General features: G+C 67.9%; 20 protein-coding genes. 12 read left to right on the top strand and 8 right to left on the bottom strand.

The window, feature by feature from the left end; genetic code table 11:
- The first annotated feature begins 15 nt into the window (after positions 1 to 15).
- From polA to ACZ5QD_RS06835, 5 genes are all read left to right on the top strand, one after another.
- On the top strand, positions 16 to 2,709 hold the full coding sequence (gene polA / locus ACZ5QD_RS06855; RefSeq protein ID WP_260868703.1) for a DNA polymerase I: 2,694 nt from the start codon (positions 16 to 18) through the stop codon (positions 2,707 to 2,709).
- A 154-nt stretch (positions 2,710 to 2,863) separates the two neighbouring features.
- Positions 2,864 to 3,928 carry an isocitrate/isopropylmalate dehydrogenase family protein gene (locus tag ACZ5QD_RS06850; protein ID WP_222111392.1) on the top strand — a complete coding sequence of 355 codons (1,065 nt, stop codon included), beginning with the start codon at positions 2,864 to 2,866 and terminating at the stop codon, positions 3,926 to 3,928.
- 95 nt (positions 3,929 to 4,023) lie between these two features.
- On the top strand, positions 4,024 to 4,926 hold the full coding sequence (locus ACZ5QD_RS06845; protein WP_045536784.1) for an ABC transporter substrate-binding protein: 903 nt from the start codon (positions 4,024 to 4,026) through the stop codon (positions 4,924 to 4,926).
- A gap of 4 nt (positions 4,927 to 4,930) precedes the next feature.
- Positions 4,931 to 5,875: an amino acid ABC transporter permease gene (locus ACZ5QD_RS06840; RefSeq protein WP_006895408.1), complete on the top strand. Its 945-nt coding sequence runs from the start codon at positions 4,931 to 4,933 to the stop codon at positions 5,873 to 5,875.
- 35 nt (positions 5,876 to 5,910) lie between these two features.
- Positions 5,911 to 6,663, top strand: coding sequence for an amino acid ABC transporter ATP-binding protein (locus ACZ5QD_RS06835; RefSeq protein WP_222111398.1), 753 nt, complete (start codon positions 5,911 to 5,913; stop codon positions 6,661 to 6,663).
- 9 nt (positions 6,664 to 6,672) lie between these two features.
- Here the strand turns inward: ACZ5QD_RS06835 and ACZ5QD_RS06830 are convergent, their stop codons facing one another.
- Positions 6,673 to 7,383: a VOC family protein gene (locus tag ACZ5QD_RS06830; protein WP_222111393.1), complete on the bottom strand. Its 711-nt coding sequence runs from the start codon at positions 7,381 to 7,383 to the stop codon at positions 6,673 to 6,675.
- A gap of 324 nt (positions 7,384 to 7,707) precedes the next feature.
- On the opposite strand from ACZ5QD_RS06830, the gene ACZ5QD_RS06825 reads away from it, so the two are divergent.
- The gene (locus ACZ5QD_RS06825; protein ID WP_006895411.1) at positions 7,708 to 8,160 is read left to right on the top strand and encodes a MarR family winged helix-turn-helix transcriptional regulator; all 453 of its coding nucleotides are present in this window, start codon (positions 7,708 to 7,710) and stop codon (positions 8,158 to 8,160) included.
- On the opposite strand, the gene ACZ5QD_RS06820 is transcribed toward ACZ5QD_RS06825, so the two are convergent.
- From ACZ5QD_RS06820 to ACZ5QD_RS06805, 4 genes are all read right to left on the bottom strand, one after another.
- Positions 8,148 to 8,441 (bottom strand): DUF2277 domain-containing protein, encoded by a 294-nt coding sequence (locus ACZ5QD_RS06820; RefSeq protein ID WP_006895412.1) that lies wholly within the window; start codon positions 8,439 to 8,441, stop codon positions 8,148 to 8,150. The two genes, ACZ5QD_RS06825 and ACZ5QD_RS06820, sit on opposite strands and share 13 nt — an antisense overlap.
- A gap of 9 nt (positions 8,442 to 8,450) precedes the next feature.
- Positions 8,451 to 8,912, bottom strand: coding sequence for a DnaJ family domain-containing protein (locus ACZ5QD_RS06815; RefSeq protein WP_062367741.1), 462 nt, complete (start codon positions 8,910 to 8,912; stop codon positions 8,451 to 8,453).
- A gap of 165 nt (positions 8,913 to 9,077) precedes the next feature.
- Positions 9,078 to 9,893 carry a class I SAM-dependent methyltransferase gene (locus tag ACZ5QD_RS06810; protein ID WP_006895414.1) on the bottom strand — a complete coding sequence of 272 codons (816 nt, stop codon included), beginning with the start codon at positions 9,891 to 9,893 and terminating at the stop codon, positions 9,078 to 9,080.
- An 83-nt stretch (positions 9,894 to 9,976) separates the two neighbouring features.
- Positions 9,977 to 10,507 carry a 2'-5' RNA ligase family protein gene (locus ACZ5QD_RS06805; protein WP_006895415.1) on the bottom strand — a complete coding sequence of 177 codons (531 nt, stop codon included), beginning with the start codon at positions 10,505 to 10,507 and terminating at the stop codon, positions 9,977 to 9,979.
- A gap of 216 nt (positions 10,508 to 10,723) precedes the next feature.
- On the opposite strand from ACZ5QD_RS06805, the gene rpsA reads away from it, so the two are divergent.
- From rpsA to ACZ5QD_RS06790, 3 genes are all read left to right on the top strand, one after another.
- Positions 10,724 to 12,193, top strand: a complete 1,470-nt coding sequence (gene rpsA, locus ACZ5QD_RS06800) for a 30S ribosomal protein S1 (RefSeq protein ID WP_006895416.1) — start codon at positions 10,724 to 10,726, stop codon at positions 12,191 to 12,193.
- A 124-nt stretch (positions 12,194 to 12,317) separates the two neighbouring features.
- Positions 12,318 to 12,992 (top strand): DUF1361 domain-containing protein, encoded by a 675-nt coding sequence (locus ACZ5QD_RS06795; RefSeq protein WP_062367742.1) that lies wholly within the window; start codon positions 12,318 to 12,320, stop codon positions 12,990 to 12,992.
- A gap of 202 nt (positions 12,993 to 13,194) precedes the next feature.
- Positions 13,195 to 13,566, top strand: coding sequence for a hypothetical protein (locus tag ACZ5QD_RS06790; RefSeq protein WP_062367743.1), 372 nt, complete (start codon positions 13,195 to 13,197; stop codon positions 13,564 to 13,566).
- Between the two features lie 35 nt (positions 13,567 to 13,601).
- On the opposite strand, the gene ACZ5QD_RS06785 is transcribed toward ACZ5QD_RS06790, so the two are convergent.
- From ACZ5QD_RS06785 to ACZ5QD_RS06775, 3 genes are read right to left on the bottom strand one after another with little or no spacing between them, the layout of a single operon-like run.
- Complete coding sequence (locus ACZ5QD_RS06785) at positions 13,602 to 14,549, bottom strand: LysR substrate-binding domain-containing protein (RefSeq protein ID WP_006895418.1); 948 nt, start codon at positions 14,547 to 14,549, stop codon at positions 13,602 to 13,604.
- The gene (locus tag ACZ5QD_RS06780; RefSeq protein ID WP_006895419.1) at positions 14,546 to 17,941 is read right to left on the bottom strand and encodes a pyruvate carboxylase; all 3,396 of its coding nucleotides are present in this window, start codon (positions 17,939 to 17,941) and stop codon (positions 14,546 to 14,548) included. The genes ACZ5QD_RS06785 and ACZ5QD_RS06780 overlap by 4 nt, the downstream gene beginning before the upstream one ends.
- A gap of 11 nt (positions 17,942 to 17,952) precedes the next feature.
- Positions 17,953 to 18,867 (bottom strand): alpha/beta hydrolase, encoded by a 915-nt coding sequence (locus ACZ5QD_RS06775; protein ID WP_231649987.1) that lies wholly within the window; start codon positions 18,865 to 18,867, stop codon positions 17,953 to 17,955.
- 168 nt (positions 18,868 to 19,035) lie between these two features.
- Here ACZ5QD_RS06775 and ACZ5QD_RS06770 point away from each other — a divergent pair, with 168 nt between their 5' ends.
- The 3 genes from ACZ5QD_RS06770 to ACZ5QD_RS06760 are packed head-to-tail and all read left to right on the top strand — an operon-like array spanning position 19,036 to position 21,784.
- The gene (locus tag ACZ5QD_RS06770) at positions 19,036 to 20,511 is read left to right on the top strand and encodes a 2-hydroxymuconic semialdehyde dehydrogenase (RefSeq protein WP_006895421.1); all 1,476 of its coding nucleotides are present in this window, start codon (positions 19,036 to 19,038) and stop codon (positions 20,509 to 20,511) included.
- A 35-nt stretch (positions 20,512 to 20,546) separates the two neighbouring features.
- On the top strand, positions 20,547 to 21,359 hold the full coding sequence (locus ACZ5QD_RS06765) for a 2-keto-4-pentenoate hydratase (RefSeq protein ID WP_464367193.1): 813 nt from the start codon (positions 20,547 to 20,549) through the stop codon (positions 21,357 to 21,359).
- Positions 21,356 to 21,784 carry a RidA family protein gene (locus ACZ5QD_RS06760; RefSeq protein WP_006895424.1) on the top strand — a complete coding sequence of 143 codons (429 nt, stop codon included), beginning with the start codon at positions 21,356 to 21,358 and terminating at the stop codon, positions 21,782 to 21,784. Before ACZ5QD_RS06765 ends, ACZ5QD_RS06760 begins: the two co-directional genes overlap by 4 nt.
- Positions 21,785 to 21,809: the final 25 nt, after the last annotated feature.

Below are 21,809 nucleotides of genomic sequence, written 5' to 3'. Positions count from 1 at the left end.
GGCAGGCCGACGCTGATGCTTCTGGACGGTCACTCGCTGGCCTACCGGGCGTTCTTCGCGTTGCCCGCCGAGAACTTCAAGACGAACACCGGCCAGAGCACCAACGCGGTCTACGGCTTCACGTCGATGCTGATCAATCTGCTGCGCGACGAGGAGCCGAGCCACATCGCCGCCGCGTTCGACGTCTCCCGGCAGACCTTCCGGTCGGAGATGTTCCCCGAGTACAAGGCGCAGCGGAGTTCGTCGCCCGACGAATTCCGGGGCCAGGTCGACCTCACCAAGGACGTCCTCGACGCGATGGGCATCCCGGTGATGGCGATCGAGGGGTACGAGGCCGACGACATCATCGCCACGCTCGCGACGGCCGCCGACCGCCAGGGGTACCGGGTCCTCGTCGTCACCGGCGACCGCGACTCACTGCAGCTGGTCAACGAGAACATCACCGTGCTGTATCCGAAGCGCGGGGTGTCGGAGCTCACCCGTTTCACCCCCGAAGAGGTGGAGAAGAAGTACGGCCTCACGCCGTCGCAGTATCCGGACTTCGCCGCGCTCCGAGGCGACCCCAGCGACAACCTCCCGGGCATCCCGGGGGTCGGGGAGAAGACGGCGGCCAAATGGATCCGCGAATACGGCTCGTTCGAGGAACTGGTGAACCGGGCCGATGAGGTGCGGGGCAAGGTGGGTGATTCACTGCGCGCCAATCTGGCCGGCGTCATCATGAACCGCAGGCTGACCGAACTGGTCCGCGACATGGAGTTGCCCGCCGGCCCCGACGACCTGGCCCTGCACGGCTGGGACAGGGACCGGATCCACCGGCTCTTCGACGATCTCGAGTTCAAGGTCTTGCGCGACCGGCTGTTCTCCACCCTGACCTCGGTGGAGCCCGAGGCGGAGTCGGGCTTCGACCTGCGGGGGACGCGACTGGGCTCGGGTGAGGTGGCCGGGTGGCTGGCCGAACACACCGCGTCGGGGCGCAGCGGACTCGCGGTGACCGGTCGGCGCGCGGTGGTCGGCAGCGACGTCGAGTCGCTCGCTATCGCCGGGTCCGACGGAGAGGCCGCGTTCATCGATCCCACCTCGCTGAGTGTGGACGACGATGCGGCGCTGGCGGATTGGCTGGCCGACGAGACCCGGCCCAAGGCCGTGCACGAGGTGAAGTGGGCCCTGCACGCGCTCCGCGGACGCGGGTGGACGCTGGCCGGAGTCACCTCCGACACCGCTCTCGCCGCGTATCTGGTGCGGCCGGGACAGCGGACCTTCAACCTCGACGACCTCGTGCTCCGGTACCTGCGACGGGAGCTCAAGGCGGACGACGCCCAGACCGACGACGGTCAGCTCTCGCTGCTCGACGACGACGCCGACGCGCAGCGCGCGGCAGATCAACTGATGCTGTCGGCCCAGGCTGTCGCCGAACTCGCCGACACGCTGGACACGGAACTGGAGCGGATCGAGGGCTCGGCGCTGCTGCGAGAGATGGAACTTCCGCTCGCGTTCGTTCTCGCCGAACTGGAGTGCGCGGGCATCGCCGTCGACGTCGAACACCTGGACGCGCTCGAGCGCGGGTTCGCGCAGCGGGTGCGCGACGCGGCCGAGGCGGCGTACGAGGTGATCGGCGAGCAGGTGAACCTCGGGTCGCCCAAACAGCTGCAGGCGATCCTCTTCGACAAGCTCGACATGCCGAAGACGAAGAAGACCAAGACCGGCTACACCACCGACGCGGACGCTCTCACGTCGTTGTACGAGAAGACCGAGCATCCGTTCCTGAAGCATCTGCTCGAGCATCGCGACGCCACCCGGCTGCGGGTGACGGTGGAGGGCCTCCAGAAGACCGTCGCGGACGATCAGCGCATCCACACCACGTTCAATCAGACCGTGGCGGCGACGGGTCGGCTGTCCTCGACGGACCCGAACCTGCAGAACATCCCGGTGCGCACCGATGCGGGCCGCCAGATCCGGCACGCCTTCGTGGTGGCGCCGGGCCCGGTGCCGATCGGGGCCGCGCCCGTGGAGTTCGAGAGCCTGATGACGGCCGATTACTCGCAGATCGAGATGCGGATCATGGCGCACCTCTCGGAGGACGAGGGACTGATCGAGGCCTTCAACACGGGTGAGGACCTGCACAACTTCGTCGGTTCGCGTGCCTTCGGGGTTCCGGTGGACCAGGTGGACCCGCAGATGCGTTCACGGGTCAAGGCGATGTCGTACGGCCTGGCCTACGGGTTGTCGGCATACGGTCTGGCCGCTCAGCTCGGGATCAGCCGCGAAGAGGCGAAGCAGCAGATGGAGCAGTACTTCGATCGCTTCGGCGGCGTCCGCGACTATCTTCATCGCGTCGTCGAGGAGGCGCGCCGGAACGAGTACACGGCCACCCTGTTCGGCCGGCGCCGGTATCTGCCCGACCTCAACTCCGACAACTTCCAGCGTCGTCAGGCCGCCGAGCGGATGGCGCTCAACGCCCCCATTCAGGGCACCGCCGCCGACATCATCAAGGTGGCGATGATCAACGTGCAGAACCGGTTGCGGGCCGAGAAGCTGTCGTCGCGGATGCTGCTGCAGGTGCACGACGAACTGGTGATCGAGGTAGCCCGGGGCGAGCGGGAGACGGTGGAGGCGGTGGTCCGCGCCGAGATGGGCGGAGCGATCGAGCTCTCGGTTCCACTGGAGGTCTCGGTCGGCTACGGCCGGAGTTGGGACGACGCCGCGCACTGATCCGAACAGGGTTGTCGAGTAAGCGCAGGAGCGAAGCGACGGAGCGCATCGAGACGAACACCAGCCACGGTGACTCCGCGACAACGTGGCGACGGTCAGCCGAAGTATGGGACCTTCTCTTACAGAGACAGTCCCGATGAACAGGAACCCGCGAATGACAGACACGCTCCGCCTCGCAGTCCTCGAGGGCGACGGAATCGGACCCGAGGTGGTCCCGGTGGCCGTGGACGTCGCGACCCGGGCCCTCGCGGCGCAGGGGCTGACGGTGGAGACGACCGCGCTGCCGTTCGGTGCCGCCGCCGTCGAGTCCGACGGCGCGCCCGTGCCCGCGAGCACGCTCGACGCGCTGGAGAAGTTCGATCTCTGGGTGGTCGGACCGCATGACAGCGCCTCGTACCCGGCCGAAGTGCGGTATCCGCCGCCGGGCGCGGTGTTGCGCAAGCAGTTCGGTCTGTACGCGAACCTGCGGCCCGCCCGGGCTGTCTCCGGTGTGACGGCGACCGCGCCCGACATCGATGTCCTGGTGGTCCGGGAGAACAGCGAGGGACTGTACGCGGACCGGAACATGACGATCGGCAGCGGCGAGTTCATGCCGACGCCGGACGTCGCGCTCGCGGTGGGCGTGGTCACCCGCGCGGCGTCCGAACGCATCGCGGTCGAGGCTTTCGAAGCGGCACGCCGGCGGCGCGGGCACGTCACCGTGGTGCACAAGGCCAACGTGCTGCGACTGACGACGGGACTGTTCCGGGACGAATGCCTCGCGGTCGCCGAGCGTTACCCGGACGTCCGGGTGGACGAGCAGCACGTCGACGCGATGGCGGCGCTGCTGGTGCGTCGCCCGGCTGACTTCGATGTGATCGTCACCGAGAACCTGTTCGGCGACATCCTGTCGGACCTGGCGGCTGAACTATCCGGTTCCCTCGGCCTGGCCCCGTCGATCAACGCCTCGGACACGCGCGCCATGGCGCAGGCGGTGCACGGCGCCGCACCGGACATCGCCGGCCGCGGCATCGCCGATCCGGTCGCCATGATCGGTTCGGGCGCCATGCTGCTGCGCTGGCATGCTGCGCGTTCGGGCGACAGCCGAGTGTCGGCGGCGGCCGATGCGATCGACGGCGCGGTGGCCCATGTGCTCGGTGAGGGGATCGCCACGGCCGACCTGGGCGGCCGTGCGTCGACCTCGGAGTTCGGGGCGGCGGTCGCGGCGCAGGTCGGCTGAATCTCGCCCCGGTCGGCCGCGGCGGCCGGCGAACCCGTCATACTCATAGACTCCGGGGGATCACACCGATCCCCGGTCACGACGGAGAGGTGCCGATGCGAGTGCGATCGCTGCGCGTGCGGGTGCTGGCCGGTGTGGCGGCCGCGGCGCTCGCAGTTCCCGTGCTGTCGGGCTGCGTGGTCGACGAGTCGGCGCTCGACACCAAGCCGATCACGGTGAAGGTGGAGAAGCAGCCCGAGATCGCCGCGATGCTGCCCGCGAGCATTCGGGAATCCGGAGTGTTGCGTGTGGGTACCAACCCGCCGTACCAGCCGAACGAGTTCAAGGACCGAGAAGGTCACATCATCGGATTCGACGTCGACCTGATGAACGCCGTGGCCGGCGTCCTCGGGCTGCGGGCCGAGTACAGCGAGTCCGACTTCGACAAGATCATCCCCGCGATGCAGGGCGGCACGTTCGATCTGGGGATGTCGTCGTTCACCGACTCGCTGGAGAGGCAGAAGGAGGTCGACTTCGTCGACTACTTCAGCGCCGGAATCAAATGGGCGCAGAAGGTGGGCAGGGGGATCGACCCGGACAACGCCTGCGGCCTCCGCGTCGGAGTGCAGAGCACCACGGTCGAAGACACCGATGAGGTCCCCGCCAAGAGCGCCGCATGCGAGAAGGCGGGCAAGGACCCGATCATCAAAGTCAAGTTCGAGACCCAGGATCAGGTGGTGAACGCCTTGCTCCTGGGCCAGATCGACGCGTTCTCGGCCGATTCTCCGGTGACCGCGTACGCGATCAAGAAGACCGACGGTCAGCTCGAGGAAGTGGGGCCGCTGTACGACGCGGCGCCGTACGGGTGGCCGATCGTCAAGGGCTCTGCGCTCGGACCCGCTCTGCAGGCAGCCCTGCAGTACCTCATCGACAACGGTCAGTACGAGAAGATCGCCACACATTGGGGAGTGGAAGCAGGAATGATTCAGCGATCCGAGATCAACGGAGCGAAGGGCTGAACCGATGACGGCAAGTGACATCCGGGCCGGCGACACGGCGGAGACCCCCGCACCGATCAAGGCCGTCCCCCTCCGGCATCCCGGACAGTGGATCGCCGCTGTGATCATTCTCGGGCTGGTCGGGCTCTTCGTGTACGGCGCGGCCACCAATCCCGCCTACCACTGGTCCACCTACGGCAAGTACCTGTTCGAAGAACGCATCCTGTCGGGTGTCGGATACACGCTGGCGCTGACCGTCCTCGCGATGATCATCGGGGTGATCCTCGGCGTGATCCTGGCGGTGATGCGGATGTCGCAGAACAAGGTGCTCAGTTCCGCGGCCTGGGTGTACCTGTGGGTATTCCGTGGCACTCCGATCTTCGTTCAGCTGGTCCTGTGGGGGCTCGTCGGTTCGCTCTACAAGACCGTCCGGGTCGGCATACCCTTCGGCCCGACCGCGTTCGAAATCGACATCCAGGCCTTCAGCCTCAAGTACGTCTTCCTGATCGCCGTGATCGGGCTCGCCCTCAATGAGGCCGCGTATATGGCGGAGATCGTCCGCGCCGGCATCTCCTCCGTGGGCGAAGGACAGATGGAGGCGTCGGTGGCGCTGGGCATGTCGTGGTGGCAGACGATGCGGCGAATCGTGCTGCCACAGGCGATGCGGGTGATCATCCCGCCCACCGGCAACGAGGTCATCAGCATGCTCAAGACCACCAGCCTCGTGGCCGCGGTGCCTTTCAGCCTCGAACTGTACGGCCGCCAACGGGATATCTCGGGCGTCAACTTCCAGCCGATCCCGATGCTGCTCGTGGCGTCGACGTGGTATCTGGTCGTCACCTCGGTGCTGATGATCGGGCAGCACTTCGTCGAGAAGCACTACGAGAAGGGTGCCTCGCGCGAGCTGTCGGAGGGCCAGCTGCAGGCGCTCGCCGCCGCCAACAAGACGGTCGTGGAGGAGGGCAAGTGACGGACACCGGTGTTTCGTCCGACGGCGGCCGGCCGATGGTGCTGGCCGACCGCGTATGCAAGAACTTCGGTGCCCTTCAGGTGCTGAAGGGTGTGTCCATCGAGGTGCAACCCGGCGAGGTCGCATGTCTGATCGGCCCCTCGGGCTCGGGGAAGTCCACCTTTCTGCGGTGCGTCAATCACCTCGAGAAGGTCAACGCCGGACGGATGGAGGTGGACGGCGAACTGATCGGTTATCGAGAGCGCGGCGGCCGACTCTACGAGCTCAGCCCGCGCGAGGCGGCCAGGCAGCGCCGCGACATCGGGATGGTGTTTCAGCATTTCAACTTGTTTCCGCACCGGACCGCGCTGGAGAACATCATCGAGGCTCCGGTCCTGGTCGGCGGGAAGTCCAAGAGCGAGGCCACCGAGCGCGCTCTGGACCTGCTGAGCCAGGTGGGCCTGCGGGCCAAGGCCGACGCCTACCCGGCCCAGCTCTCGGGCGGACAGCTGCAGCGCGTCGCCATCGCCCGCGCGCTCGCCATGGATCCGAAGCTGATGCTCTTCGACGAGCCGACTTCGGCTCTCGACCCGGAACTCGTCGGCGACGTGCTGGCGGTCATGCGGACCCTCGCCGCGGAGGGGATGACGATGGTGGTGGTCACCCACGAAATGGGCTTCGCCCGCGAGGTGGCCGACCAGTTGGTCTTCATGGACGGTGGAGTGGTGGTCGAACGCGGGGATCCCCGTGAGCTGCTGTCGAACCCGCAGCAGGCGCGAACCCAGGAGTTCCTCTCCAAGCTGCTGTAGCGGGCCCGCTCACACGGTGGCGATCGGCGTGAGGATCCCGGGCGGATCGGTCCGGGCCGCCTCGGTGAAGCGGTGGCCCCAGAAGCTCGGCTTGCGGTAGGTGCGGGCGATCCAGCTCAGGTCGTCGACCACCAGACCCCCGTAGCCGAGCTCCAGCTGAAACCCCGACGGCGTCCCGACATAGGTCGATGTCATGAGGTCGTTCGAGTGCCGGCCGAGCGTCTGCATCACCGGGACGCGATGCTTCTCGACCAGGTCGATCGCGCGGCCGAGATCGTCCATGTGCTGGTATTCCAGCATCAGGTGGTTCACGCCGATGTGGCCGGGCGCCTCCGCGAGCGCCAGCGAGTGGTGGCGGCCGTTGACGTGGTAGAACCGCACGTCGAAGTGATCCGACACGATTCGGTCGGAGAGCCGGAATCCGAGTACCCCGGAATAGAACTCGTCGGCTTCCGCGAGGTCCGGTACCTGGTAGACGATGTGTCCCAGCCCCTGATCGCCCGTCACGAACCCGCCGCGCATGGTCCGTCCCGCGCGGAACGAGTTGGGGGTGGCGCCCTTGCCCCAGGACAGTTCGTGGCGAAGTCCCCACGGGTCGGTGAACCAGGCCAGTTCGGCGACGCCGCGGTCGCGCAGGACCGGTGCGTCGGCCCACTCCAGGCTCAATCCGCGGCGCGCGAGATGCTCGGCGAACGCGTGCAGATCGGTCTCGTTGGCCAAGCCCCAGCCGGTGTATCGGAGTTCGTCGGTCGCGCCGGGGTGGATGCAGATGCGGAAGTCGACGTCGTCGACAGCGAGCCGGACCGTACCGTCGGGTTCGGCTGTGAATCATCGCGCCGACGATCTCGGGTCCGTAGGTCGCCCAGTCCGACGAGCGCGGTGAGCCGAAGCCGACGTACGAGAGTTCTTGAATCATTCGAGAGTCCTTCGCTTGGGGAACGTGTTCTCGCGTCTGAAGGTAGACCGCAATAATGAATGGGTCAACCAACAATTATGATCCATAACGAAATCGGTGAGAGTTGCCGCACTCGATAGGCTGACGGGATGACAGGTAAGGCGCCGCCAGAAGACCTTCTCGGCGATTCGCTGAGCGCACGGCTCGGCTTCCAGTTGGTGAAGGCGGCGATCGGGGTGCGCCGGGCGTATGCGGCGGAGCTGAGACGGCACGGGCTCCTGCCGCATCAACACGCGATCCTCGCGGTGCTCGTCGACGGCGAGGGGCTCTATCAGCGGCAGCTCGCCGAGGCGGTGCGCGTCGATCCGCCCGATCTCGTTCCGTACATCGACGGCTTGGTGAAGGAGGGGCTGGCCGCGCGTTCCCCGGACCCGAAGGATCGGCGTCGGCAGATCGTCACGATCACCCCTGCCGGCACCGAGCGGCTCGGTGAGGCCGACAGGGGCCTGGACGTGGTCGAGTCGGCGTTGTTCCGTCGGCTCTCGTCCTCCGATCGGAGTCGATTGCGCAAGGTATTGGCGGAGATCGATCAGGAGGACTGAATCGGTCGGCGCGCCTCGCGCGCCGCGATTCGTGCTCGTACTTCGGGACGCCGCAGCGGCGGGACGGTTCGCGGAGGCTGCCTGCGGGCCGGAAGTGCGTCGAGGAGTTCAACGGTCGCCGCGGTCACGGCGTCTACCGCCGTCTCGATCGCGTCGTGGTTGGCGTCGGTGACTTTGCGGATTCCGGAGACCTTCCGCACGTACTGCAGCGCGGCTGCCCGGATCTCTTCGTCAGTCGCTGCCGGCTCAAGGCCGCGCAGTTCGGTGATGTTGCGGCACATGAGCCCAGGCTACGCCGCGCCGCCACGTCTCGTGCCCGGAGCGGAGTCGGTCGCGATCTCAGCGTGCGTGCGAGCCTGCTCGGCTCGAGCCGCCCGGCGGGCGGCCCACGCGCCGATGGTCGCCTCGACGTCGCGCGGCATCGTGATCAGTGGCGGCCCTTCCGGGGTCTGATACCGGGCGTTGACCGCCCGGGTGTTGAAATCCTCCACCTCGCGGCGCGCGGCCCGCTCGCTGGACATCGCATCGAGTTCGGCGTCGAGTTCGGCGTCGTCCTTCCGCAATTGGAGGGACGGCGGCAGTGAGACGAGCCGCTCTCGCTTCAAGTAGCGCTTGATCCACCAATCCGGGTCGTCGTGGTCTGACAGATCGAGAGGTTCGCCGGCTCCGGGCAGATCGTCGAAGTCGCCGCGTCGAGCTTGACGCTGGGTGACCGTCAGCGGGTTGCGTGCGCGCAGTGAGTCGAAATCCATTGGTGCACGCGGGAGGGTGGTCTGGGTGGTTTCGACTCGCTCCGCTCGCTCAACCAGCGGGAGGGCCGGGTTCGCTCGTCGGCGGGAGGGTTGGGTTCGCTCGGTCGGCGGGAGACCCGAGACGGCGGACGGTCGCGCCGTCGAGACTCGACGGCTCTGCGCGCCTCATTCGGGCTTGCGGCAGACGAAGATGGCGGTGCCCGGGAAGTAGGAGCCCCGCAGCGGCGACCACTGGCCCCACTCGTCCTCGAGGTCGTCGGGCCACTCCGGCTCGACGATGTCCTCCAGCAGTAAACCCGCGGCGACGATCTCGCGAACGCGATCACCGATCGTCCGGTGGTGTTCGACGTACGTGACTTCGCCGTCGTCGCCGGTCTCCGAGTATGGGGTTCGCGAGAAGTACGACATACGAACCACGAGACCTTCGGGTCCGGGGTCGTCGAGGAACATCCAGCGAATCGGATGGTTGGTGGCGAACACCCATCGGCCGCCGGGGCGCAGCACCCGCGCGACCTCGCGCATCATGCGGGCCGAGTCGGCGACGAACGGGACGGCGCCGAACGACGAGCAGGCTTTGTCGAACGACTCGTCGGCGAAGGGGAGGTGCTCGGCGCCGGCCTGGACGAGGGGAACCGGTGCGTCGTCGCGCTGCATCGACTCCAGGCCGTGCCGCAGCATGCCGATCGACACGTCGAGACCGATCACGTTGGCGCCCTGGGTTTTCAGCCATCTCGCGCACGGCGCCGAGCCGCATCCGACCTCGAGCACGTCGCGGCCGGCGACGTCGCCGAGAAGCCGGGCCTCCGACTCCCGGTAGCGCTCGGGGCCCCAGACGAACTCGCCTCCCGGTGTGTCGCCGCCGATGAAGTGGCCGTGCTCCTCGTGGTACTCGTCGGCTTCGCCGTCCCACCATGTCCGGTTCGCTCGTTCGCTGACGGCCGAGTCGATCTCACCGAGGACGCGAGGCGGTCGGGAAGTCATGGAGATGGTCCTCTCGTGGCATGGCGTTGGCTCCGAGCCTAGTGACCGCATGCCGGTCACTGAACGCGGAGCACACGTCGACCTCAGCAGCCTCGGCCGGGAATCACCACGTCGACCTTCGCGTCGCCGTCCCACCTGCGGATGGCCGACGCCCGTCCTACGACGGTCGGCCACGACAGCAGTTGCAGCGCGGCCGCGAGCTCGTCGGCAGTCAGTCGCAGCCCGAGCGTCACGTGCGGCGTCCACTGTCCGGGCAGGCTGTGCTGCGCGAGCTCGGTGACCCGTTCGCGGGTGAGCCGGACGATCGTCGCATGGACGGTGAGCAGTTCCGACGACGGCACCACCGCGCGGGCCAGTGTGTACTTGCGGCCGGCGGCGAACACGACCGCGCCGCCGACTCGGAACTCGAAGGGCAGTCGCTGGGCCGTGGAGGCCAGGGCGGAATCGGCGGCGGGCGAGATCGCAGTGCCGGCGAGCAGGGTGCAGTGCGGCCGATTGGTCCGGGCCCGCACCCGGCCCGCGCTCGGCAATCCGGCGGCTTCGAGCGCGTCCCACTGCGCACGAACGGCGGCCTCGGTCTCGGGATCGGGCAGGATCTCGATCGAATGTGCCATCCTCGGCTCCTTCTGTGCGCGCGTCCCGGAGACAGTATTTGTGCAGGTAGGCCCGCAGTAGTACGCTTGCACACGTGTATGCGCGAAGCATGCACTCTGCGCCGACCGGAACGTCACGTCGAGGCGGTGCGCACAATCGAAGGAAACCGGGCGCAGCCTGCGAAGACTGTCCCGTTTACCGTACCTACTAGATACCTGTCCGGAGCAACTCAACATATGTCGTCCCCCACGATTTCCTCGCCGCAAGTAGCCGTCAACGACATCGGCTCGGCCGAGGACTTCCTCGCCGCTGTCGACTCGACGATCAAGTACTTCAATGACGGCGACATCGTCGAAGGCACCATTGTCAAGGTCGATCGCGACGAGGTCCTGCTCGACATCGGCTACAAGACCGAGGGCGTCATTCCCTCGCGCGAGCTGTCGATCAAGCACGACGTCGACCCCAACGAAGTCGTCACCGTCGGCGACGAGGTCGAGGCCCTCGTTCTCACCAAGGAGGACAAGGAAGGCCGCCTGATCCTGTCGAAGAAGCGTGCGCAGTACGAGCGCGCTTGGGGCACGATCGAGGAGCTCAAGGAGAAGGACGAGGCCGTCAAGGGCACCGTCATCGAGGTCGTCAAGGGCGGCCTGATCCTCGACATCGGCCTGCGCGGCTTCCTCCCGGCTTCGCTGGTGGAGATGCGTCGCGTCCGCGACCTGCAGCCGTACATCGGCAAGGAGGTCGAGGCCAAGATCATCGAGCTCGACAAGAACCGCAACAACGTCGTTCTGTCGCGCCGCGCTTGGCTGGAGCAGACCCAGTCGGAGGTCCGCAGCGAGTTCCTCAACCAGCTGCAGAAGGGCCAGGTCCGCAAGGGCGTCGTGTCCTCGATCGTCAACTTCGGTGCGTTCGTCGACCTCGGCGGCGTCGACGGTCTGGTTCACGTCTCCGAACTGTCGTGGAAGCACATCGATCACCCGTCCGAGGTCGTCACCGTCGGCGACGAGGTCACCGTCGAGGTCCTCGACGTCGACATGGACCGCGAGCGCGTGTCGCTGTCGCTGAAGGCCACCCAGGAAGACCCGTGGCGCCAGTTCGCCCGTACCCACGCGATCGGTCAGATCGTTCCGGGCAAGGTCACCAAGCTCGTGCCGTTCGGCGCCTTCGTGCGCGTCGAAGAGGGCATCGAGGGTCTGGTCCACATCTCCGAGCTGGCCGAGCGCCACGTCGAGGTTCCGGACCAGGTCGTCTCCGTCGGCGACGACGCGATGGTCAAGGTCATCGACATCGACCTGGATCGCCGCCGCATCTCGCTGTCGCTGAAGCAGGCCAACGAGGACTACACCGAGGAGTTCGACCCCTCGAAGTACGGTATGGCCGACAGCTACGACGACCAGGGGAACTACATCTTCCCCGAGGGCTTCGACGCCGAGACCAACGAGTGGCTCGAGGGCTACGACAAGCAGCGTGAGGAGTGGGAGGCCCGCTACGCGGAGGCCGAGCGCCGTCACAAGCTGCACACCGCTCAGATCGAGAAGTTCGCCGCGGCTGCCGCCGAGGCGGAGAACGCTCCGAGCGACTACTCGTCGTCGAGCTCGGCTTCGCAGTCGACCTCGTCGAGCAGCGGCCCGGCCCAGACCGGCGGATCGCTCGCCAGCGACGAGCAGCTCGCCGCACTGCGCGAGAAGCTGTCGGGCAACGCCTGATTCACGCGCGGTCGGTCGGAGTGACTGACTGAACAACACCCCGGAACCTCGGTTCCGGGGTGTTGTCGTCTGTCCGGACGAGTCGGGGCGAGCTCGGGCTCGGCCGCTCGCGTACCGTGTGGCCATGCGAGAAGAGCCGACTTCGGACACGATGTCTTTCACCTGGCGCCGGCTCGCCCTGATCGGCGCCCTGGCCGCGACGACGGCGTTGACGATCGTCGTCGGTGTGACCGATCCCCATGCGCCGCTGGTGTATCCGACCCGTTTCCTGATCTGGAACCTATTCCTCGCCTGGCTTCCGCTGCTGATCGCGTGCGCCTTCGTCATCGTGCGAAACAAGCTTGCGCTGATTCCGCTCGGACTCGCGTGGCTGGCCTTCCTGCCCAACGCGCCCTACCTGATCACCGACCTCGTGCATCTGGGCGAAGGCTACGAACTCTGGCGGCACATTCTCCAGTACGGATTCGCGGCATGGACCGGCGTGATGCTCGGCGTGGTCTCGATGCGGCTGGTGCACCGACGCATCGAAGCGGACTGGGGACGGGCCGCGGGCTGGGCCGCCGTCGCCGCATCGGTGATCCTCTGCGCCGTAGGAGTGGTCATCGGCCGATTCCAGCGCTGGAACTCCTGGGATCTCGTGACCCGGCCGGACGCCGTCGTCGCCCAGACGATGGGATGGGTGAGATCACCCTTCGCGCACGTGCAGTCGTCCGGCGTCGCCGTCGCGGTCGCTGTCTTCCTGGCCGCCGCATACCTGACGATGTGGGCCTACGAGTCGATCGGCGCCGCCGGCCACTGACGGCGGCGCCCAACCGCGGTCCGCGGACCGGCGCAACGTCGGATACACCGGTTTTGTCGTAGTCGGTTGATAACTTCCGCCCATGACTGGAATGAACCGTCCCCCGCAGCAGCCGCTCCCCACTCCGCATCCTTCGGTCCCGCATTCTCCGGTGCCGTCAGCACCGGTACCGCCCGCCGGGAGGGGGAGGAGACGCGGCATCGTGCCGTGGATCGCGGCCGGGACGGTGGTTCTCGGCGTCATCGTCGCGGTGATCGTCCTCGTCGTCGTCGACAGCGGGCCGTCACGAGTTACGGCGAGTTCCGTCGTCGCCGAATGCGATTCCAGCTCTTCGACGCTCACTCTTGCCGAAGACGGGAAGACGATCGAATTCACCTATCACCCCGACCGGTCCACCTCCCAGGCCGTGTACGACTGCCTCCTAGAGCAGACGAAGGCACCGTCCAGCGTGGACGCGCGTGTGCTCGGCACGCGCGCCATCGACGGAACGCAGCAGGCCGACTGGGAGGGCTGGGAGATGTTCTGGAACTACCACCCTGATTCGGGAGCTTCGATCACCCTGTCCGAACACTGACGGCGGCGCCGCCGACCTGTCCGTTTCCTGCAGTCTCACCCGAGCCGTACTTCGGCGACCGTCCGCAGGTGCGCGACGAGAGCCTGGCCCGACGGGCTGAGCGGACGGTCGGCGGCGACGGTGAGTCCGACGCTGTGCCCGATGGATCCGAGGTCCACGTCGAGCGGGGTGAGGCGGGCGTCGCCGCGTCCGATGAGGCTGGGCAGCACAGCGAGCGTCTCCGTATGGTGCAGCAGCTCCCGTACCGTGAGGAAGCTCGTCGCTTCCACACGGTTCTCCGGCAACGCGGTTCCGCTGCGGGCGAACACCGCTTCGAGTTCCCCGCGCAGGGCGGTCTCGACGCCGGGGAGTACCCACGGGTAACCGCGGGTGTCGGCGAGAGAGAAGGGTCCGGCCCCCGCGAGGGGGTGGGTGGAGCCGGCGAAGACCTCCACCGACTCCTCGTACAACGGGAGACGCGTGATGGTCGATGTGCTCGGCGATGTCAGACGACCGACGATCATGTCGATGCGACCCGCCTCGAGCTCGGCGAGCAGCGCTTCCGGCGAGCCCTCTCGTACCACGACGGTGAGTCGCGGATGCTTCGCTTTCAACTGCACAATCGCCTGCGGCAGAAGCACATTCGATCCCGCGAGATGCGTCCCGACGATCACGGTTCCGCGATCGGCGTCCGCCAGCTCCACCACATGGCGACCCGCCTGGTTCAGTTGTGCGAGGATCGCCCGCGCGTGCTCGGTGAACGCCGCCCCGAAGATCGTGGGCGTGATTCCCCGCGGGCCGCGCTCATACAGCTCCACTCCCACGATCGCCTCGATGTCGCGCAGGCTTCGCGTGGCGACCGGCTGAGTGACGTGGAGTTCCGCGGCTGCGCCGATCACGCTGCCCTGCCGCGACAGCGCGTCGATCAAGACCAGGTGCCGGATCTTCAGCCGGCCGTCGAGCAGTTTCGGCAGATCGATCGACGGCCGGTCCGCCGCACTCATACCCCGGAGGTGATCGTGATCAGCAGGTCGCCGTTCTCCACCTGCGCCACCCCCGGCACCGCGATCCTGCCGACCACGCCGCCCACCGGCGTGGTGATCGCCGCCTCCATCTTCATCGCCTCGATATGGGCGATCGTGTCGCCCGCGGCCACCTCGTCGCCTTCGGACACCTCCAGGGTGACCACGCCGGCGAACGGGGCGGGCACCTGACCGGGAACCGACGGATCGGCCTTCTCGGCCCGCGGCCGTGCGTCTTCGATCGAGCGGTCGCGCACCTGGACCGGCCGCAGCTGGCCGTTGATCCAGCACATCACCGTGCGCATCCCGCGTTCGTCGGCTTCGGAGATCGACTCGAGGCCGAGAAGGAGCGTGACACCGGGTCCGAGTTCCACGACGTGTTCGGTGCCGGGAACCAGACCGTAGAAGAACTCGCGGGTGCCGATCACCGAGGTGTCGCCGAAGGTCTCGCGGTGCTCGATGAATTCCCTGGACGGACCGGGGAACAGCAGCCGTGACAGTGTGGTCCGGCGCGTCTGCGAGTCGGCTGCGAGCCCGGCGCGGTCGTCGTCGGTCAGTTCGGCGAGCGGCGGTGCCACGGCCGGCGTGTTGCCGAGCGCCCGGGTGCGGAGCGGTTCGGGCCAACCCGCGGCCGGAGTGCCCAGCTCGCCGCGGAAGAACCCGGTGACCGACTCGGGGAGGTCGACCACCGTCGGATCGGCGGCGAACTGTTCGGCACTGACGCCCGAACCGACGAGAGCGAGGGCGAGGTCGCCGACGACCTTCGACGACGGCGTCACCTTGATGAGGCGGCCGAAGGCCCGGTCGACACCGGCGTAGGCGCGTTCGATCTCCTCGAACCGGTCCGCGAGCCCCAGAGCGGTGGCCTGCGCACGCAGATTCGACAGCTGACCGCCCGGGATCTCATGGGTGTACACACGGCCGGTCGGAGCGGGGATGCCGGCCTCGAACGGGTGGTAGAGCCCGCGCATCGACTCCCAGTAGGGCTCGAGCTCGCAGACCGCGTCGAGGTCGATGCCGGTGTCGCGGTCGGTGTGGGCGGTCGCCGCGACCACCGCCGACATCGACGGTTGGCTGGTACCGCCCGACATCGGGGCCGCGGCCACATCGACCGCGTCCGCGCCGGCGTTCCACGCCGCGAGGTACGTCGCCAGCTGGCCGCCCGCGGTGTCGTGCGTGTGGACGTGAACGGGAAGGTCGAAACGCGACCGGAGGGCCGTCACGAGCGTGGTGGCGGCCGGGGCGCGCAGCAGCCCGGCCATGTCCTTGACGGCGATGATGTGCGCGCCGGCGTCGACGACGCGCTCGGCCAGCCGGAGATAGTAGTCGAGAGTGTAGAGATCCTCCGCCGGGTCCGTCAGGTCACCGGTGTAACAGAGGGCCACCTCCGCGACCGCAGTGCCGGTCGCGCGCACGGCGTCGATCGCCGGACGCATCTGGTCGACGTCGTTCAGCGCGTCGAAGATGCGGAAGATGTCGACGCCGGTGGCGGCGGCCTCGGCCACGAAGGCATCGGTCACCTCGGTGGGATAAGGGGTGTAGCCGACGGTGTTGCGTCCCCGCAACAGCATCTGCAGGCAGATGTTCGGCACCGCCTCGCGCAGTCGTGCCAGGCGGTCCCACGGATCCTCGTGCAGGAAACGCAGGGCGACGTCGTAGGTCGCACCGCCCCAGGCCTCGATCGACAGCAGTTCCGGGATACTCGAGGAGACGTGGCCGGCGACCGCGGTCAGGTCCTTGGTGCGGACGCGTGTGGCGAGCAGCGACTGGTGCGCGTCGCGGAAGGTGGTGTCGGTGATCGCCAGCGCCTTCTGCGCACGGAGATCGGCGGCGAAGCGTTCGGGGCCGAGGGTGGCGAGCCGCTGGCGGGAGCCCTCCGGCACGGATCGCTCGGATGCCGGCCGCGGCAGCTTGGAGGCCGGGTCCACGCCCGCCGGAGCCTTGCCGTTGGGGGAGTTGACCGTGATGTCGGCCAGGTAGTTCAGCATGCGTGTGCCGCGGTCGGCCGGAGCGTTGCCGTGCAGCAGCTCCGGATGCGCGGCGATGAAGCCGGTGTCGACGGCGCCGGACTGGAACGTCGGATCGTCGAGCACTGCGCGGAGGAACGGGATGTTCGTCGTCACCCCTCGGATCCGGAACTCCATCAGCGCGCGGCGGGCGCGGGCGAGCGCGATGTCGCGAGTGGACCCGCGGCAGGTGAGCTTGACCAGCATGGAGTCGAAGTAGGCGCCGACCTCCGCGCCGACCGTGGTCCCGCCGTCCAGGCGGACGCCGGCGCCGCCGGGCGACCGGTACGCCGTGATGCGTCCGGTGTCGGGCCGGAATTCGTTCGCGGGGTCCTCGGTGGTGATCCGGTACTGCATGGCGGCACCGTGCAGCGCGATCGTGTCCTGCGACAGTCCGAGACCGGCGAGGGTGGCTCCGGCGGCGAGCTGCAACTGGGTCTGGACGAGATCGACGTCGGTCACCTCTTCGGTGACGGTGTGCTCCACCTGGATGCGGGGATTCATCTCGATGAACACGTAGTCGCCGCTGGTGTCCAGGAGGAACTCGACCGTCCCGGCACAGGTGTAGCCGATGTGGCGTGCGTAGCGCACGGCGTCGGCGCACATGCGCTCGCGCAGGTCCGCGGGCAGGTCCGGAGCGGGTGCCTGCTCGATGACCTTCTGATGGCGACGCTGGACGGAGCAGTCGCGCTCATAGAGATGGACGACATCGCCGGTGGCGTCGCCGAGGACCTGGACCTCGATGTGCCGCGGCCCGCTCACCGCCTGCTCGATGTACACCGCACCGTCGCCGAACGCCGACTCCGCTTCGCGGGAGGCCTCTTCGAGCGCCGCGCGCAGGAGCGCGGGATCGTCGACGAGGCGCATGCCGCGACCACCGCCGCCCGAGACGGCCTTGACGAAGACCGGGAAGGTCATCGACTCGCCGGCGTCCAGCAGCGTCTGCACATCGGTGGAGGGTTCGGTCGACGCCAGGACCGGGAGCCCGGCGGCGCGGGCTTCGGCGATCGCTCGAGACTTGTTGCCCGTCAGCTGAAGGACTTCGGCAGTCGGACCCACGAAGGTGATCCCGGCCGCGGCGCACGCCCGTGCGAGTTCGGGGTTCTCGGAGAGGAATCCGTATCCGGGGTAGACGGCGTCGGCACCGGATTCCTTCGCGACACGGATGATCTCGTCCACATCGAGGTAGGCCCGAACGGGATGCCCGGGCTCGCCGATCCGGTACGCCTCGTCTGCCTTGAACCGGTGGGGAGAGTTCCGGTCCTCGTGCGGGTACACCGCGACGGTGGTGATGCCCAGCTCGACGGCCGCGCGGAGGGCGCGGATCGCGATCTCGCCTCGGTTGGCGACAAGGATCTTGCGGAACATGACGGGGGTCCTCATTTCGGGGTGTGGGTCGGTGCGGTCAGGGCGAAGAGACGATGCACGGCCGACGACAGTTCGGTGTCGCGATCGGCCAGGTCGACGAAGACGTCGAAGTGGTTCCGTCCGGGAACGGTCAGGAGCGGGCCGGCACTTCCGCGGGCCCAGTGCCGGTGGAAGTCCCGACTCTGCCGGCGGAAGCCGTCGGCCTCGTGCTCGGCCATGGCGATCACCGCCGGAGCGGGATCGTCGGGCAGCGGTGCGAGGGCCGGGCTGAGGTCGGCAGCGGACTGCTCGGTCAGGAAGAGCCACTCGTTCGCCTCGGCGTGGATCAGCGGCCGCAGATCATAGAGTCCGCTGATCAGCAGGCCGGCGTGCACTGCGCGATCGGGCAGCCCGAGGTCAGCCTGCCAACCGCCGATCATGGTGGTCGCGGCGAGGTGAGCACCCGCCGAACTGCCGCAGACCACGATCCTGTTGCGATCGAGGCCGTGCGCGGGTCCGTCGCGATGCACCCATGCGACGGCCGCCCTGACTTGACGGACCATTTCGGGCAGGGAGGTCGCCGGAGCCAGTCCGTAGTCGACAGCGACAGTGGCGATACCGTGGTCGGCCAGCGTGCGCGCCATGAACGCGGTGTCCAGGCGTGACAGCGAGCGCCAGTATCCGCCGTGGATCACCAGGAATACCGGACGGGGAGCGTCGGCGATCCCCCACACGTCGAGCACCTCGTCGCTGTGCTCGTCGTAGGCGACGCCGCGGGCGCCGGGCAGATCCCGGACTGCGCGCTCGGACCGCGTTCGGTAATCGTCCATCACCCTGGCGAAGGTTTCCGGGGACACGGTTCCGCGGGCGCTGTATGCGGCGGCGATCTCGGGGTCGAACAACGGGGCTCCTTCGAACGGCAACGAATCGTCTTCAGGGTCTGGCACGCAACTCATACCCGTCTAATACCGAACACGTACCCGACTATGCCATTTTTGCTATGACGACCGGCACTCCGGTCGGCGGTTGTGACCATCTCCGTTATGACTATTTCGGTATGTGAGTGATTCCGCTAGGTATTTGAACCACATGGCGATGCGGATCACAGTGGATTCATGACCGCACCCCACCCCGAATGGATTCGCAACTACGTCGACGGCGCATTCCTCGACCCCGATCCGGCGTCGGCGTTCGACGCGGTCGACCCCGCCACCGGCACCGCGTACGCCAGGGTTCACGAGGCCGGAGCCGAGATCGTCGACCGTGCCGTCGGTTCGGCGCGACGTGCGCTGGCCGCCGGCTGGGCCGACCGGCCGGTCGCAGATCGGGCCCGGATCCTCCGTCGTGCCGCCGACCTGATCGAACAGCGCTTCGACGACTTCGTCGCCGCAGAGCTCGCCGACACCGGCAAGCCGGTGACACAGGCGCGTGCCCTCGACGTCGCCCGCGCTCCGATGAACTTCCGCGCGTACGCCGACCTGGTGTCGAGCGCCGGCGAGCAGTCGTACCTGACCGACACCGCCGACGGTCGCCGAGCCCTGAACTACACGGTCCGCAAACCGCTCGGCGTGATCGCGATCATCGTCCCCTGGAACCTCCCGCTCCTGCTCCTCACCTGGAAAGTCGCACCGGCGCTCGCCTGCGGGAACGCGGTGGTGGTGAAGCCGAGCGAGGACACTCCCGCCACCGCCTCGCTGCTGGCCGAAGTGCTCGCGGAAGCCGGTCTGCCGCGCGGTGTGTACAACGTGGTCCACGGTTTCGGCGCCGATTCGGCCGGGGCGTTCCTGACCGAGCATCCCGGAATCGACGGTGTCACCTTCACCGGATCGTCGGCCACCGGCAGTCACGTCATGCGGACGGTGGCGCCGCGGGTGCGGCCGGTCTCGCTGGAGCTCGGCGGCAAGAACGCGGCGATCGTCTTCGATGACGCGGACGTCGACGAGGCGGTCAAGGGACTGAGCCGGTCGATCTTCACCAACACCGGCCAGGTGTGTCTGTGCACCGAGCGCGTATACGTTCAGCGGCGGATCTTCGACGAGGTGGTCGCCGGCCTGGCGACCGAGGCCGCCTCGCTGCGGCTGGGAGATCCGTTCGACGAGGCGACGACGACCGGCCCGCTCATCTCAGAGAAGCACCGGAGGAAGGTCCTGAGCTACTTCGACCTCGCCCGCGCGGAAGGCGCCGATGTGGTGTGCGGGGGCCGGGTCCCGGACGTGGGAGAGCACCTCGACGGGGGTTCGTGGATCGCGCCGACGCTGTGGACGGGCGTCGACAACAGCAGTCGCGTGATGCGCGAGGAGATCTTCGGCCCGGTGGCCGGTCTGGTCCCGTTCGACACCGAGGAGGAGGCGATCGCACTCGCCAACGACACCGAGTACGGGCTCGCGTCGGTTGTCTGGACCGACGATCTGCGTCGCGGTCACCGCGTCGCCGCGCGGATGAACGTCGGGCTCTCGTGGGTCAACACCTGGTACCTGCGTGATCTGCGAGCCCCGTTCGGCGGCGTCGGGCTCTCCGGCATCGGCCGCGAGGGCGGAGAATCCTCGCTGCACTTCTACACCGAACCGACCAACGTCTGCCTGCAACTGTGACCACCACACCTCCGTCCGAAGCGAAAGGACCGCATATGCACACCACCGACGACGAGGCGGCCGCGCTGGCCGGCCGTCTCGACCACGCCCAGACCGGATGTCGAGAGACCCCGAGCATCGAACGTGATCCCGCGGTCGGCATCGCCTTCGACGTCGACCTCGCATATCGGGTGCAGGAAGAACTGATCGGGCTGCGAACGGCGCGCGGCGAGAGCGTGGTCGGAGTGAAACTCGGGTTCACCAGCAAGGCCAAGATGGCGCAGATGGGCGTCTCCGACGTCATCGTGGGCCGGCTCACCGACGCGATGACCGTCGCGAACGGCGGCACGGTGGACCTCGGGAAGTTCATCCACCCGAAGGCGGAGCCGGAGGTGGCGTATCTGCTCTCGCGCGATGTGCGCCTCGACGACCTGAACGAGGACATCCTCGACGCGGTCTCGGCGATCGCTCCGGCGGTGGAGGTCATCGACTCGCGTTATCTGGACTTCGCCTTCACCTACGCCGACGTGGTGGCCGACAACACCTCGGCGGCCGGATATGCGATCGGGGAGTGGTCGCCGCTGTGCGACGCGGCGGACCTCGACGTGACCTTGCGCGTCGGTGCCGACTCGGTGCACGGTTCCACCGCCGCGATCCTCGGCGATCCGGCTCAGGCCCTGCTCGCGCTCCTCGACATGTGCCGGCGGCGGCGCATTCCGCTCGAGGCCGGCCACGTGATACTCGCCGGCGCGGCGACCGCCGCGCTGCCGCTCACCGCCTCCACGCCCGACGGCACGGACGTGCAGTGCACCGTCGAAGGACTCGGAACGGTCTCCTTCACGGCAGTCGGAGAGGCGGCCCGCCGATGAGCGCCGCCGGCGCCGAGGCGCTCGTCGTCAGCGGAAAAGCCACCCCTCGAGGACGATTCCCGCACGTGAAGACGGTCGGCGATCTGATCTTCGTCTCCGGCACCAGCTCGCGCCGTCCGGACAACACGTTCGTCGGCGTCGAGGTCGACGAGATGGGCACCGCCTCCCTCGACATCGAGGCGCAGACGCGAGCGGTGATCGAGAACATCCGCGACATCCTCGCCGAGGTCGGCGCCGGACTCGACGACCTCTGTCAGGTCACGGCCTACCTCGTGTCGATGAACGATTTCGGCGCCTACAACCGCGTCTACGGCGAGTACTTCGACGAGAACGGTCCCACGCGGACCACCGTCGCGGTGCACCAGCTCCCGCATCCGCACCTGCTCATCGAGATCCAGGCGATCGCACATCGCCGGCGGCCGTGACTCGGCCACCCACTCACAACCCCAG

The organism is Gordonia sp. J1A (assembly GCF_055393515.1).
Note: the sequence above shows the minus strand (reverse complement) of the source record. Positions and strands in the feature narration are given on the sequence as shown.